Origin of the sequence: Vibrio sp. 397, assembly GCF_033339395.1 — a bacterium.
GTDB lineage: Bacteria > Pseudomonadota > Gammaproteobacteria > Enterobacterales > Vibrionaceae > Vibrio > Vibrio alginolyticus.
Genome location: NZ_JAWOUN010000002.1, coordinates 129,659 through 144,636, shown reverse-complemented (window position 1 = coordinate 144,636; position 14,978 = coordinate 129,659). Strand labels below are relative to the sequence as shown.

The window sequence follows — 14,978 nt, the reverse complement described above, 5'->3', positions numbered from 1 at the left end:
AGGCATTATGGCTAAGCCAACTCTTGCGCCAAAATCACAGGGGATGGATCCTCGTTTGTACTGCGATTACGCTCGTTTAGTACGTCTTCAAGCACAAGCAGAATCATTCAGTTTACTTCCTCACCTAAAGGCGGGTAGCGTTCTCTCTGGCCGACACAATTCGTTGTTTCGCGGTCGTGGATTGAACTTCGAAGAGCTGCGCCATTACCAATTAGGTGATGATATTCGTAACCTTGATTGGAAAGTTACGATGCGTACGGGTAAGCCGCATGTACGCAGTTATACAGAAGAAAAAGATCGCAACGTAATCGTGTGTGTCGACCAGAGAAGCACAATGTTTTTTGCTTCGACGCAAGTAATGAAATCAGTTGTCGCGGCAGAGATCGCAGCGATGTGTGGGTGGCGAGTATTAAAAGATGGCGACCGAGTCGGTTTTGTCATCGCATCCCCGCAGGCGTTGTTTCACAGCAAGGCACAGCGTTCGCAAAACGATCTTCTGGCGCAACTTAAACGTCTCGCTAAAGCCAATAAATCGCTCAATGTGGACTCCCGCAACTCCGAAAAAGTAACGTTCAGTCAATGGATTGAGCTCATTAAACGCATGAAGCTCAAGCAATCCACTTTGATTTTTATCAGCGACTGGAGCGACTGCGAGGAGCACCATCTTGATCACCTTAAACAGCTGCAACAGCACAATGATGTTCTCGCAGTGATGGTTAGTGACCCATTAGAACAAACGTTACCAGACGATTTGGCAAAATCGAAATGGGTGGTTGGTGATGGGCAGTATCAACTCAATTTAGACAGCAAAGCAAAGGTAGAAGCCGCGAGCGCAAAGCTTGAGGCTCGAACCAGCTTACAGCGTCAATCACTCTCTCAACTTATGGCGATGAAACACCTTCCGCACATTGAACTCGATACGACTGGCGAGCACATTAAACAATTTCAAAAACTGGTAGGAGGGCGTTAAATGAGTGGTCTTCCTACGCCTCCGAGTACCTACATACTCAGAGAGTTACATGATGTGGCCGTGCCACCAAGCGTGAGTTGGTATCCGCAAACTATTGGCTGGAAAATTTTAGCGGCGGTTGCGCTCATTGCATTGGTGTATGTCGCGTATCGTTTGGCTCAACAGTGGTGGTGTAACCGCTACCGACAAGAAGCTCTGTTGGCGATTTCGCAAATCAAACCGAGCGACAAAGGCATGCCTAAAGCATTGTTCTCTGTGCTTAAAATTGTGTTGATTCATGTTGATAGCCGTAACGCGAAATTGTTTGATACCGCCTTTTTGCGCAAGCTCGATGCGCTATATCTGCAAACCGGAGATTCTCAAGCAAACTCGCAAGTGGTCTTTAACGATGAGCTTTCAAAGCGTTGGCTACAAAGTATTGTTGACCCAAGCGTTATGCTAACCAACGAAGAGCGAGTAACGCTTATTGCTCGTGCGAAAAACTGGGTGAGTGAACACCGTTGCGATGCTCAAAAAGGCACAACAAAGAAATCACCACTATTGAAACGCAAAGCAAATCAGGGAGGTCAACATGAATGATCTTCTTGTATCGCTAACTGGTTTGTCTGGTTTTGAATTTGCTCACCCACTGTGGTTTCTGATTTTGCCGTTGCCATTGGTGGTATACTACTTGGTGCCTGCATATCGCACTAAGCAAATGGCGATCAAAGTGCCGTTTTTTAGTCAGTTGGTGGAAGCGATTGGCGAGACGCCGTCAGAAGGTGCAAGCCAGTTAACCCCAAGCTGGTGGCAACGAGCAACGTTAATTCTCTCATGGCTTTTGGTGGTGTGTGCGATGGCAAAACCCACCGTGTTAGGCGAGCCTCAAGTTCGCGAGAGTTTAGGGCGCGATGTGATGGTGGTGGTGGATCTTTCGGGCTCCATGGCCGAGCCAGATTTCACCTCACGTACAGGCGAAAAAATTTCTCGTCTTGATGCGGCAAAAGAAGTGCTGTCGGAGTTTGTTCAGTCTCGTAAAGGTGACCGATTAGGCTTGGTGCTTTTTGGTGATGCTGCTTTCGTGCAAACGCCATTTACCGCAGACCAAAAAGTGTGGCTCGAACTGCTTAACCAAACCGATGTGGCAATGGCAGGGCAGAGTACCCATCTTGGTGATGCGATTGGCTTAGCGATTAAAGTTTTTGAGCAAAGCGATAAGTCGCGTAGTGCTTTAGAACAAGACCAAAACCGTGAAAAAGTCGCGATTGTATTAACCGATGGTAACGACACGGGCAGTTTTGTTGAACCGATTGATGCGGCGAAAGTTGCGAAAGCCAAAGGCGTGAGAGTACACGTCATTGCGATGGGCGATCCGGAAACGATAGGTGAAACCGCGTTGGATATGGACACGATTCATCGCATTGCGAAAGAATCCGGCGGTGAAGCGTTTGAAGCACTCAACCGTGATGAACTATCGGCTGCCTACGACGAAATTGGCAAACTGGAACCTCAACTTTACGAAAGCACTACATACCGCCCAAAACAAAGCCTTCATCATTACTTGATGGCGTTAGTGGTCATCATGCATTTGCTCGCGTTCAGCGTCGCAACACTCAAAAGAAGGGCTGTTACACGATCATCATTAGGAGAGGGCGATGTTTGATTCTCTTAGTTGGACGCAATTCTTTACGCAGTTTCATTTTATTCGACCACAGTGGTTACTGGCTTTGGTCCCCATGTTTTTCTTGGTGTGGTTACGCTGGCGAGAAGAAAGCAAGCCAAGCTGGAAGGATATTCTGCCCGAACATTTACGCAATGCTTTGACGATAGGTGAGCGAGGCTGGCGTAAGCAACTGCCGCTTAAGCTCTTGATGCTGATTGTGTTCATCGCCATTGTGATTTGTGCAGGCCCAACGTGGCAACGTGAATCTTCCCCCTTTGGCGAAGATAAAGCCTCTATGCTTGTGGTGCTTGATAACAGTGACTCGATGCTGCAAAAAGATCTCCCACCAAGCCGCCTTGAGCGTTCCAAACAGAAAATACGCGATTTGCTAGCCGCGCGAAAAGGCGGAAAAACGGGTTTAGTCGTGTTCGCGGGCAGTGCTCATGTCGCGATGCCTATAACTCAAGACAGCAAAGTATTTGACCCGTTTTTGGCGGCCATTACGCCAGAAATTATGCCCGTGCAAGGTAAGCTTGCCGAAAAAGCATTGCCGTTAATTGACCAACAATTGCAAGGTCAACCAGGCTCCACTGTTCTGTTGGTGAGTGATGGCGTTAATCCAGCCACGATTGAGCAATACCAAGCGTATTTCTCGGGCAAACCTTATCAACTGTTAATTCTTGCGGCAGGGAATGCTGACATTGTGAGTAACAACCCAATGGATTTGGATTCTCTACAAGAACTGGCTAGTCAGGCTAACGGTCGATTGGTGGAAGTGACCGTCGATAATAGTGATATCGAGCAACTGAATCGATACGTTGAGCGCAATATGCAGCTTAATGGCGAATCTTCAATGCCTTGGAAAGACATGGGGTATCAAATTCTGTTCCCAATCGCGCTGATCATGATGCTGTGGTTTAGAAAAGGGTGGTTAGTGCAGTGGTGCGTGATTGTAATGGTGAGCGGCACGTTATTGATGCCAACAAGTGCATTGGCCGAGAACATTTCAGTTAAAGCCGAGCAGCCACAAGTTGTGCAAAAAGTGACGGCTTTCGACAAGGTGGCGCAATGGTGGTGGGATTTGTGGCTAACGCCAGATCAACAAGGACAGCGTTTGTTCAACCAACAAGCGTATTTAGAAGCTGCAAAACACTTTGTCGATCCATTACGTAAAGGCACGGCGTACTACTACGCTAGCGAGTTTGAGCTCGCGCACAGTGCGTTTTTGGAAATGCAAAACGACCCGTCCGAAGAGGTTAGAGATTACGGTCTTTACAATGCGGCGAGCGCATTGGCGCGTCAGCGAGAATATTTGGCTGCTCGTGACTTGTTAAAATCCCTAGCCAGTAAGCCAACGTTGAGCGAGTCGTTAAGACCTGATGTTGAGCACAACTTGAAAGTGATTGCTGGCATCGTCGATGAGATAAATCAGATGAGTGAAAGTCAAGCCGGAACAGAGCAAGAGGCGTCAACCGAGCTAGGCGACAACCCTCAAACCGCAGAAGGGGCGGATGAAAAAACGTCAGCGGAGTTGATGATTAAAGAGACGTTAAGTGCAGACGACATCTTAGGTAGCCAAGAATTAGCCGACAAATGGTTAAAGCGAGTCGAAGCGGATCCTAAATACTTCTTAAATGCGAAGTTTCAGATTCAATTGCGTTCAATAGAAACCGGAGAATCAACCTCTACTGCGAACGAAAATACAGAGGAGGCGGTGCAATGATGAAAAGCCACCGTTTTACGCCCTTTGCTTTACCCTTGTGGTTAGTTATCTGTTTCGGTTTCCTCCTGAGCAGTAGTGTGTTGGCTCAAGATATTCGTGACGTTCAACGAGAGCATGGTGTTGAGTTACAAGCGTGGGTTGGTAAACAACCAACGGCTGGAGAGAAGCGTAAAACACCAAGTTTTAGCGTCAATGAGCAAGTTATTTTAACCATCGAAGTGGCAACGCCGCGTTGGTTTACGGGTGGTACGAGAATTGGCAATATTGAAATACCCAATGTTATCGCCAAACAGCGTAATCAACTAGCAACCAACTTTACTGAGCAAAAAGAGGGACAAACTTGGTCGCGTCAACGCTGGGAAGTGACTTTGTATCCACAAGCATCTGGTGATTTTGTGATTCCACCTGTCGCTGTGGGCGTTCAGGTGTCGGCGCCGGATGGCGAGAAGGTGTCAGGCACACTTTATACGCAGCCGATTAAGTTCAAAACTGTCTTGCCATCGGGCCTGCTGAGTGGTGAGACACCTTGGTTTTCTGCAACAGATGTAGAGGTAAAGCAAGAGTGGGATACCTCCACCGAGTCACTCAAAGTTGGGGATGCAATCACGCGTAAAATCACCATTTCGGCTCAAGATTCACTATCTGTATTGCTACCAGACTTGTTGAAAGGAGAATCAACAACCCGTTATCAAGCGTATCCTCAACCCCACCGTTTGACAGATACGCAAACACGTGGTGATTACCAGTCAACACGCACAGAAGAGAGCGTGTACGTGATTCAACAAGGTGGTGAATTAACCCTGCCTGATTATGAGTTTCGTTGGTGGAACAGTAAGACTCAGCAAGTGGAAACGGTGATGTTAGAGGGCAAAACTTTTGCCGCGAAGCACACGTTGAAGTCCTTCATCAGAACGTACTTTGCATGGATTGTTTCCACGCTTGTGTTGCTGGGTTTTGTGATTATTTCATTGGTAGCCATTAAACGTTACTACCGCAACAGACCGACACCAGCATGGTTGACGTTCCACCGTTTGTTAAAGGCTAAACGTTGGTCTGAAGCAAGGACCATATTGTACAAACAATTGCGTTTAAATACGGCAGAGCTGGAAATGAACAAAGCCGATACGAGTGAATCGTGGCAAAAAAGTGCGTCGCGAATGCAAAATGGTGAAAATAGCGCTCATTTACTGAAGTCGATGTGGCGCAAAATCCAGACCAAACAAAAACGCTTTAAATTCCGTACTCTGCGAGCGTTACCAGAACTGGACAAAGTCATTGGAAGAGATGGCAATGAATAAAACGGGGCGCTAATATAGCGCCTCGTTTTTATTAGAGAATAGAGTTCAAATGAGCCAAGAGTTTATGCGCCGCGCATTGGAAGTGTCCAAAAATGCGCTTCCTGAATGTCAACCCAACCCGCCGGTTGGCTGCGTGTTAGTGAAAGACAATCAAATCGTTTCTGAAGGTCATACTCAAGCGATTGGTGGCAATCACGCGGAAGTGGAAGCGCTGAATGCGTATCAAGGCTCGTTAGAATCGGTGACGGCATACGTTACGCTGGAACCGTGTTCGTTTGTTGGTCGCACGCCAGCTTGCGCGGTGACATTAGTCAAATCCGGCATAAGAAAAGTCGTCGTAGCCATATTGGACCCCGACCCGCGCAACAGTGGTCGAGGTATCGAGATTCTAAAACAAGCAGGTATAGAGGTAGAAACGGGTTTGTGCGGCGAGGAAGTCAGCGAGTTTCTTACCCCTTACCTAGGCAAAGCCTAAGTCAAGCTTTACGTTGCACTATGGTGCCAGTTTATGTGGTGAATGAAGTGCGTCAAAATTGAGTTAAAACTCATTAAAACAAGCGATACCGCCCATTTATTGCACTTGGCTACGTGAAGGATCATGCTGTTAGATTAAAATAGAGAAAGTGACTTTTGAAAAATTTAATAGCATGAAACCGACCGACCTTAATCTTATTCCCATTTTCACTGCCATCTATGAAGAGCGTAACTTGTCTCGGGCGGCGTCGCGTTTAAACATCACCCAGCCTGCGGTGAGTAAAGCGCTTGCAAGGCTACGTGATATCTACGATGACCCATTGTTTCATCGTTGCGTTAAAGGTGTCGAGCCTACCTCGTTTGCGATGGATATTTATCCTGCTCTTCTAGCTTCAGTACAAAATTTCACTTCGACATTATCGGCCTCTAGTGAGTTTGACCCTAAAGTGTCGAATAGAGTGTTTTCTATTGCCTGTGTGTCCGTTGCGAGCTTTGAGTTGCTACCTCAAGTCATGAAACAAATCCGTGTGTCGGCGCCAAATGTTGCATTAGAAGTACATCCGCTTTTTACGGAAGATTTTGAAAGTGATCTGCGGTTACAACGATACGATTTGATCATTGATATCACACCAAGAGCAAGAACGGTGCTAAAACTGGAAACTGTACTTACAGAGCGTTTGGTGGTGGTATGTAGCGAAACGCATCCACGCCTGAATGACGAGATTACGGCTGAACAATTTTTTGAAGAAGAACACGTAGTGGTTTCGCAGTGGCAGAGTCGTAAGAGCTTGTTAAACGCCGATGACATTGTCGACTTGGATAAGAGAAAGATTAAGTATCGAGCCTCAGGCGTACTAGAAATGCTCCCAATTATTTGTGGTAGTGAATACATTGGTTTAATGCCAGAGTCGATGATCAACTTGTTCAATAACACCTATCATGTTAAATCTTTATCAATGCCATTTGATGAACAAATGTATGAGCTTTGCACAATCTGGCATCCTAGTCGCACAAACGACAGCGCCCATCAATGGTTGCGTTCACAGATTAAGCAAGCAGGAAAAGTCATCAACCAATAGGAAGTGCAATGAAAAAGACAATACGTGCCATCCTTAACGGAAAAAAAGCTGGGAATCCAGAGTTAAGAGATGCAATCATGAAAATGAGAGAAAAAGGCATCGACGTACAGGTGCGTGTGACGTGGGAATCTCAAGACATGCCGCGGCTAGTGAAAGAAGCGGTTGATGAAGGCATTGAACGTATTGTTGTCGCTGGTGGCGATGGGACCGTCAATGAGGCGGCTTCTGCGATTATTCAAATTGACGAAGAAAAACGCCCTGAGTTAGCCATTATTCCCCTTGGTACCGCCAATGACTTTGCTACCGCTATTCAAGTACCTAATTCCATTAAGGCGTCTTTATCTCTTGCTGTTGAGGGGCAGTCCGCTTTGGTCGATTGCGTCAAAGCGAACGATCGCTGCTTTATTAACGTGGCAACAGCAGGGTTTGGTGCAGAAGTTACAGCAGAAACGCCTGTTGAACTCAAAAACTTTCTTGGCGGCGGAGCTTACACGTTAACTGGTGTTATAAAAGCACTTGGCTTTAAACCATATGACGGAACAATAAAGATTGAAGGTGGCGCGTATCAGGGAGAAATGTTGCTCGGTGCGTTTTGTAATGGGCGCCTTGCTGGAGGTGGGCAAGAGTTAGCTCCAAAAGCGATGATTAATGATGGGATGATGGATCTAACATTGGTGCGCCCATTTTTACCTCATGAGCTGCCTAAAGTAATCGACGAGATCAATAACCCGAGTGAGAAAGGAGAGTTTGTGAAGTACACTAAAGCAAGCTGGTTGGAGATAGATTTTCCGAATCCATTGCCTCTTAATTTAGATGGAGAACCTTATCATTCGAGAACCATTAGATTTGATGTTCAGCCTAAGAGTATACGATTAGTCGTACCGCAAGATTGCCCTTGCTTGACTAGCTAAACGAGCGTTTTCCATGATTATTGCGTAACACAGCCACTAAAATGTGGCTGTGTTATTTGTGTTGAGGTATTAGTCAACTTCTTAACGTTTTTGAATGGTCTCAACGTCTATTTGCGTAGTTGTCCAATCTGAATCAACCTCTCCTCGAATCATTACGGTATCTTTTGGTGTCACTTCTTGACCCATCCAATCTTCGTTGTCGATCTCTACTTCGATCTCACCAGTGTTGTCTTTGAACAAGTAAGTCTCGTTACCAAATGATTGAACAATATGCCCGGTTAGCACTACAGCGCTGTCGTCGGTTGCGTTGCGCGCCTCTTTCACCGTATTGATTGCACTGACTTCTGGACCATTAAACGCGGCGAAAACCGAGCTTGAAAGTAGGGCAAGCATGGATGTTAACAATACTCTTTTCATTATCCTCTCCTGATATTAGAAGTAATAAGTTGTGCCTACATTAAAGGATGCAGTGTTTGCGTAGCTGTCTAGTTGGTATTTTGCGTTTGCGCCAATGGTGAGCTTTGGCAACACTTGGTATTCCGCGCCCACAGAGAACATTGCGCCTAACTCGTTGTTTTTCTCTGAGCTATGGAAAAGCGTGTTGCTTATTTCCACATCGTCATTCACGACAAGCTCATATTCTTGATGTTGAGCAACCTTGGCGTCGTATTGTGTGTAAGTTAAACCCGCTTTGAATTTTGTTGTCCATTTGTCACTTAATGCATAGCTAAACACTGGTGCTAGCGAGACTTGTTTGGCTGTGATAGAGGAATCCCAATCCATTTCATGATTGTAATCTTTGCCATCAATTGTCTTGATACCAAGGTCCTTAGAACGGCCGTCATCAAGGTCAAACTGGCTGTAACCTAGCTCAATTGCCCAATTGTCATTAAACGAGTAACCGATAAATCCTGAGAAAATACCATCCTCAAGTTCTGGGTTAAGTGTTACATTTTCAGCTGAAAAGTGAGGTTCCAAGTCATGGTCAGTGGTGCCTAGTCCATATTCCAGACCTACATAAGGAGCCGCAGATACCGAAACTGAGCAGGTAACGAGTAACGCAAGAATGGTTTTGTTCATTTTATTTTGCCTCTTCAAATCAACTTAATGAGTAGAAGCGCATTGTGTGTGATGAAGCGTGAAGTGATCGTGAAGAAACAAAAATATTTCAGAAAAAGAGCAAGGTGCGGTAAAAAAGAAATTGTTTTAATGAATATGCGCCAAGCTCTTTATATAAAGAGAGTTAACTTGCGGCGACGTAACACACCGCAAATGGCACATTAAGGCGAGTAAACTCTTTAATCCAACGCCATTGGTTGTCTTGGAGTTTATCTCCTGGGCCTTTTACTTCAATCCATTCGAACTCGTTTCCTTTGAAAGCAATCAGATCAGGCATCCCATTGCGGTAAAGCTTTAGGTCACTCAATTGTATTTTAAATAGCGCCACCAACATGCTAGTTGGGATTGTATCGAGTGCCGTTTCGAGTAGCTCTTTACTTATTAAGCTCCAATGCACAAATGGATTGCTGATACCAAACTTCTCATCGTACCTAGTTAACAACGTATGAGTATTGCCCGTTTCCAACTCATCAAACGTCGCATCTATCAAAGCTTGGCGTTTGGTAACAAAATCAGAATGGTACAAATCTAAAGGACGGTGTTGATAGGCATTGATGAATGCGCCTTCGATGGGAGCGAAAATCGCATCCCAAAAAGTGAGACCAAGTAATGCATTAAGCAGTGCATTTTCGGCGTAAAATACAGTCCAGCCTAAGGACTCAAAATACGCTTTGCTGGCGAGTTCGACTCTCTGTTGAGATAAATCCAGTTCAAGGCGGTATTCCGTACAGGTTGGCTTCGTCACTCTTGGCACTTTCTCGCCTTGTTTTCGTTTTAACCGTTGCTCAAGTTTTTGTGCAACTTCGAGCTCAGACACATCGATCGGTGAGTTAAGCATATCTGTGACAATGTCACCAAATAAATCATCATGGTTTAATTTGTCATAGATACGTGCGCGTCGTTCTCGGCTCGGTGTGAGTTGAGTTTGGCCAAATAGAGATAGGGCGGTCTCTAGATCATTAAGCCGTTCGTAATCACGTGCTATGTCATTCAACATGTGCTCGCGTTTACGATCTACGTAACGGTGTTTAACGGGCTGAGGCATTGCCTCAATTAATAAGTCGAGATTGGCTTTGTCTTTTCGGTCAAATTGCCAGTACAGGTTGGCCAACTGGCTCAGTTCAATTAAACGGTCTATTTGCTCACGTGAATCAAAGAAACGGCGCACTTTACTCAATTGATATTGCTCGAACTGATGCAAACCTAAGTCATCAAGCACAAACTGACTTAAGTCTTGATGGGTGTTGGCAAAAAACAGAGTGAGCAACACGTCGATCATATGAGCTGAATTGAGTTTGACGATCGTAAACTCAAGCTTCTCTATACGATCAAATTCCGTATTACTCAAACGTTCGACAAGGGCGTCTTTCTTGAGTGATTTCGGCAGTTCGGGATAAAGCGCAGAGATTTCTGGTTTGGTCAGTAAATTGGCCGCTAACTCTTGATGAGAAAGGGGTGGGGAAAGGGCTACAAACTCATGTTGACTCAATTCCGCCAGCGCTTCATTGATAGAAGGTATTTCTTGATAACTCAGCTTATCACTTCGAAACCAACATCCCTTTCGGCTGTATAAACGTACCAAAAGGCACTGGGCGTGTTTGCTCAAAGAATCAAACGAGCAAAGCCATGCGCGTTCTTCCTTGGTCAGTAAATCGCTGTACCAAGTTACTGCGTGATGAGTCAGCTTAAAGAAGTTCTCTAGATAGTAGTCTGGTGCAAGTTCGATAGGGCTTTCCATAAACGACCGATAACAAAAAGGCTTAACCCATAGGTTAAGCCTTTTTGCTATCAAATCAATTCGCAATTATGCGTTTTTTAGCTGTGCTACTTTCGCATCAGACAATGGCTTAGTGATGAACGCAAGTACGATACATACTGCCATCATTGCTGAAGAAATTGTGTAAGCCAAGGTGTAGCCGTCGCCATTTGTCATCGAGAAACCAACAACCGCTGCGCCGATTGCACCACCGATACCCCATGCTGTGTAAAGCACGCCGTAGTTAGTGCCGTAGTTTTTCAGACCGTAGAACTCAGCCGTTAGAGTAGGGAATACCGCTAGAAGTGTGCCGTAACCTACCGCTGCGATTGCTGTACCGATGATCAGTGTAAACTCAGAGTCGAACGTCGCGAACAGCACCATGTTTACGCCTTGTAGAACGAACGCGAGTAGAAGCGTACGAACACCGCCGATTTTATCTGCAAGCATACCCGCGGCAACACGACCGCCAGAGTTAAATACAGCAAGAATAGACGCTAGGTAAACCGCGTTTGGCAAGTTTGCTTGAACGCTTGCGATTGTCGTGATGTTACCAATGATCATTAGACCAACAGAAGCTGCAAACGCGTACATGATCCATAGAGAGTAGAACTGTGGCGTTTTCAACATTGCTTTCCAAGTTAAGTCATCTGACTTTTTCACCGCTTTAGGTGCTTGGCCTTCTTTTACTTTAGGCTCCGCAGGTGTGTAGTCTGCTGGTGGGTTGTTGATGGTTGCTGCAAGAGGAACCGCAATCGCTAGGATACCAACACCAAGAACCATAAAGCTAGTTTGAATGCCCATGCTGTCTATTAGCGCAGAAGTTACTGGCGCAAGGTAAATAGCCGCTAGACCAAAACCTGCCGCAATAATGCCGTTAACCATACCTTTCTTCGAAGCGTGGAACCACTTCATCGCAGAAGGTGATAGGCATGCGTAACCAAAACCGATACCTGCACCTGTGATCACGCCGAATGTAATGTTCAACATTAGTGGAGAGTTCACAAAGCCAGAAGCGATCATGCCCAGACCTGTAAGAACAGTACCTAGGATAAGGATCATTCGAGGGCCCATGCGGTCTTGAAGAATACCTGCAATAAGAAGACAGATAGAGAAAGTGATGGTTGCAGTTGCGTAAGGTGCAGAAGCTTCTGCAGCACTCCAGCCTGATTCAGTTACCAGTGCCTTGTTGAATACACTCCAAGCATACAGGATGCCAAGACAAAGGTTGATACAGAACCCTGCTAACAGGATGCGCATAGCTTTATCAATCTTGCTCATTTTTATTCTCAGTTTTTCCTCTTATTGGCAATGCCGCAAAGAAGGTTGGTTTAAAGATGTTTTTTCTCAAAATTAGTTTGCGTTTTTCAACGTTTAACGCAATGAGCGCGGATTATAACCAATAAATATGTGATTGGAATCTCTTTTTACGGTTACTGATAAAATAATTTGCAACATTAAAAGTGGATGTGAATTCATGGTTTTGTATGTAGTAAGAACGTTGTAAAAAAGTGATATTTTTTGTTCGCTAATAACGAATGATGAGTCAAGACAGAGAGGTTTTACGCTGTTGAGTGCACAGTTCACATTTCAAATAAAAAATTTCAAAATGTTTCCATGTTAACCATCTGTAACAAAAATGGCGAATTTATCATCTAACTGTCGTAAGTATCAGATGCAAAGGGTTTCTTAATTTTTAATTGTTAACCTTTTGTAATAATTGAAGCTGATTAGCTTTTGTGTTCATTAAGTGAGCAAAAAAGTAACTTGTAATTGCTGATTTTAGGCGCAGAATATAGTGAAAAATGAGTTTTCATTTATGAAGGGATGCTTTTTAGATTTGTTGTGAGGTGACTTATGAAACTGTTCCTATTACTCATGGCTTCGGTATCCGCTGGTATCGCATCAGCAGACCACATCCATTCATTTATGTTGGGCTTATCTATTGCTTCTTTAGCGGTAGGTAGCTGTTATTTCTTCGCATTTCGCAGCTCGCGCTTTCCACAGCTTGCTTTATTCCTACTCATTTGCGGTATGCTTTCTAAGTTGACGATAACCGTAGTCGGTGTGATGTGGGGAATGTCCGCGGAATTAATCACGTCTCCAATCGTATTCGCACTTTCATATTTATTCTTTTCGCTTGCCGTTACCTACTTATGGTTTAGCTACAGAGAGAGCATCACTAAGATTCCTGACCGATTTAAGTCAGCGTAAATCAACACATTAGAATAAAAAAACGCCAGCACATTTGCTGGCGTTTTTAATTAAACGTAATTTTGTTCGGATATTGCTTTTAGTTTGATCGTGGCAATACCGTTAGGCACTCATTGGAACAAGCACCATAGTCCCAATAATCACCGTGATAAGGCCTGCTAGAACTGGAACGGATGTGCGTTTTACAACCTCAAACGGGCTGATGTTTGCCATACCTGATGTCGCAACGATTACGCCAGATACTGGTGAGATAGTACGGCCTAGGTTTGATGCTTGAAGCATCGGGATAATTAGGAAAGCAGGGTTTAATCCCATTTTCGCAGCCAAAGATGGTGCTAACTCCACGAACGCATAGAAAGGCGCGTTACCCGAACCCGTTGCAATTGCTGCTGCAACTGTCAATGCAGTTAGAATAAGCATTAAAGCAACGCCGCCTGCACCAGCATTATCTGCTAGATGAAGTAGGTTATCGATAGCTCCGATAGACATCAGACCTTGTGCAAAAACCCCAGCGGCAACCAAAAGCATCACAACGCCTTTGAACGCGTCAGCCATGCCTGCGTAACAAGAATCTAAATCTTCTAGTGATTTCTTACCATCGAACTTATTTACAACATAATGGATCAGAGCTCCAAGGAAAATCGAACCAACCACAATAGTGTAGATGTCTAGACTAAGTCCTGGAATGGTACGACCGTTGAATAGGAAAACGCCGATGATAGGTAGAAAAGGAAGAGCTGCATAAAACGCTGGTGCGTCAGCTTTGATCTCTGATACATCAATTTTTTCCATTGGTGTATTTTCTTTCTTATCTAAGTATTTGTTCCAGAAGAACGCTGCCGCTGCCATGACGATGATTGCGCAAATAGAAACAGGCAACACAGTTTGTACCGCAAACACATCAAGCTCTAAACCAGACTTTTCTGCTGCGATAACAACATCACCAGAAGTAGGAGAAAGGATGATTGCCGCTGGAGAGGCACACACTGCAACGGCTGCTGGACGAGAAATGCCCATCGCGACCATCATTGGGAATAATGTCGCCATTAATAGTACGCCAAGGCCTGTTGCAGAACTTACCGCAAGAGACATTAAACACGCCACAATGTAAGCCGCTACCAAAAGGACGTAAGGAGACTTGATGACAGAAAGCGGTTTAGAGAACTGTTTCACTACCACGTTGTTCGCGCCGATATGAGTCATGTATGACGCAAAACCACAAAGCAGCATGATTTGCATACCAAGACCGCCACCGCGGTATTGAAGCATGTATTTCACGTATTCAAGCGCATCTGTCACCATGTTACCAGTTGAGGTGATTTTTGACGGCAGCACGTCGTGCCCCAAAACGCCAGTCATAAGAAGTAAAGCAATACCAGCGGTCAGTAACACGCCCGCAGCTTTATAGCCTTTGACAATAAAGTAACCCACCGCAATGGTAACCACTAAGCCAATTAAGAGCTCTAACATAGGGATCTCCGAATGTTATGTGAAAAAGAAAGAAACTGTTTCAGTTTATGACAAGGAATTTACAGAATTCTTAGCTGTGGCACGAGACAAATATGGGGCTTGCATGATCTGAGACAAATAATAATTTAATAAATAATTTCGTTAGATTGTATTGTTGGAATTTGGTTTTCTAAGTGTTATGTGCTGGTTTGAAGCTATTTATAGGAAGGAAAATATGACTAGGAAAGTGAATGAATAAAGAGTGAATTGATTCACAATAGGAAAAAGACTTTACTCAGTAAGCAATTATTGGAAAACACTCTTCACAACAAAAAAGCTTCGC

At 44.8% G+C, this 14,978-nt stretch carries 14 protein-coding genes; 9 read left to right on the top strand and 5 right to left on the bottom strand.

The window, feature by feature from the left end; genetic code table 11:
- Positions 1-7: 7 nt before the first annotated feature.
- The 8 genes from R7P36_RS03760 (at position 8) to yegS (ending at position 8,097) form a co-directional block, all read left to right on the top strand.
- The gene (locus tag R7P36_RS03760) at positions 8-970 is read left to right on the top strand and encodes a DUF58 domain-containing protein (RefSeq protein WP_213971543.1); all 963 of its coding nucleotides are present in this window, start codon (positions 8-10) and stop codon (positions 968-970) included.
- Positions 971-1,549 (top strand): DUF4381 domain-containing protein, encoded by a 579-nt coding sequence (locus R7P36_RS03755; protein WP_213971542.1) that lies wholly within the window; start codon positions 971-973, stop codon positions 1,547-1,549. It abuts the gene before it with no gap.
- A complete protein-coding gene (locus R7P36_RS03750; protein WP_318122015.1) occupies positions 1,542-2,612 on the top strand; it encodes a VWA domain-containing protein in 1,071 nt (356 codons plus the stop codon). The genes R7P36_RS03755 and R7P36_RS03750 overlap by 8 nt, the downstream gene beginning before the upstream one ends.
- Entirely contained in the window at positions 2,605-4,335 is a 1,731-nt protein-coding gene (locus R7P36_RS03745) for a vWA domain-containing protein (protein ID WP_213971540.1), read from the top strand. The genes R7P36_RS03750 and R7P36_RS03745 overlap by 8 nt, the downstream gene beginning before the upstream one ends.
- Positions 4,332-5,633 carry a BatD family protein gene (locus tag R7P36_RS03740; RefSeq protein ID WP_213971539.1) on the top strand — a complete coding sequence of 434 codons (1,302 nt, stop codon included), beginning with the start codon at positions 4,332-4,334 and terminating at the stop codon, positions 5,631-5,633. The genes R7P36_RS03745 and R7P36_RS03740 overlap by 4 nt, the downstream gene beginning before the upstream one ends.
- A gap of 49 nt (positions 5,634-5,682) precedes the next feature.
- Positions 5,683-6,108, top strand: a complete 426-nt coding sequence (locus R7P36_RS03735; RefSeq protein ID WP_213971538.1) for a bifunctional diaminohydroxyphosphoribosylaminopyrimidine deaminase/5-amino-6-(5-phosphoribosylamino)uracil reductase RibD — start codon at positions 5,683-5,685, stop codon at positions 6,106-6,108.
- 172 nt (positions 6,109-6,280) lie between these two features.
- Positions 6,281-7,186 carry a LysR family transcriptional regulator gene (locus R7P36_RS03730; RefSeq protein WP_318122014.1) on the top strand — a complete coding sequence of 302 codons (906 nt, stop codon included), beginning with the start codon at positions 6,281-6,283 and terminating at the stop codon, positions 7,184-7,186.
- An 8-nt stretch (positions 7,187-7,194) separates the two neighbouring features.
- Positions 7,195-8,097, top strand: a complete 903-nt coding sequence (gene yegS, locus R7P36_RS03725) for a lipid kinase YegS (RefSeq protein ID WP_053349168.1) — start codon at positions 7,195-7,197, stop codon at positions 8,095-8,097.
- Between the two features lie 81 nt (positions 8,098-8,178).
- Here the strand turns inward: yegS and R7P36_RS03720 are convergent, their stop codons facing one another.
- From R7P36_RS03720 to R7P36_RS03705, 4 genes are all read right to left on the bottom strand, one after another.
- Entirely contained in the window at positions 8,179-8,514 is a 336-nt protein-coding gene (locus R7P36_RS03720) for a YgiW/YdeI family stress tolerance OB fold protein (protein ID WP_005376539.1), read from the bottom strand.
- A gap of 15 nt (positions 8,515-8,529) precedes the next feature.
- Complete coding sequence (locus tag R7P36_RS03715) at positions 8,530-9,177, bottom strand: AcfA family outer membrane beta-barrel protein (RefSeq protein ID WP_053349167.1); 648 nt, start codon at positions 9,175-9,177, stop codon at positions 8,530-8,532.
- 163 nt (positions 9,178-9,340) lie between these two features.
- The gene (locus R7P36_RS03710) at positions 9,341-10,954 is read right to left on the bottom strand and encodes a VRR-NUC domain-containing protein (RefSeq protein WP_213966178.1); all 1,614 of its coding nucleotides are present in this window, start codon (positions 10,952-10,954) and stop codon (positions 9,341-9,343) included.
- 66 nt (positions 10,955-11,020) lie between these two features.
- The gene (locus tag R7P36_RS03705) at positions 11,021-12,253 is read right to left on the bottom strand and encodes an OFA family MFS transporter (RefSeq protein ID WP_053349165.1); all 1,233 of its coding nucleotides are present in this window, start codon (positions 12,251-12,253) and stop codon (positions 11,021-11,023) included.
- A gap of 576 nt (positions 12,254-12,829) precedes the next feature.
- On the opposite strand from R7P36_RS03705, the gene R7P36_RS03700 reads away from it, so the two are divergent.
- Positions 12,830-13,186: a hypothetical protein gene (locus R7P36_RS03700; protein WP_005376535.1), complete on the top strand. Its 357-nt coding sequence runs from the start codon at positions 12,830-12,832 to the stop codon at positions 13,184-13,186.
- 102 nt (positions 13,187-13,288) lie between these two features.
- Here the strand turns inward: R7P36_RS03700 and dcuC are convergent, their stop codons facing one another.
- Complete coding sequence (dcuC, locus tag R7P36_RS03695; protein WP_005376528.1) at positions 13,289-14,656, bottom strand: anaerobic C4-dicarboxylate transporter DcuC; 1,368 nt, start codon at positions 14,654-14,656, stop codon at positions 13,289-13,291.
- Between the last annotated feature and the right edge of the window lie 322 nt (positions 14,657-14,978).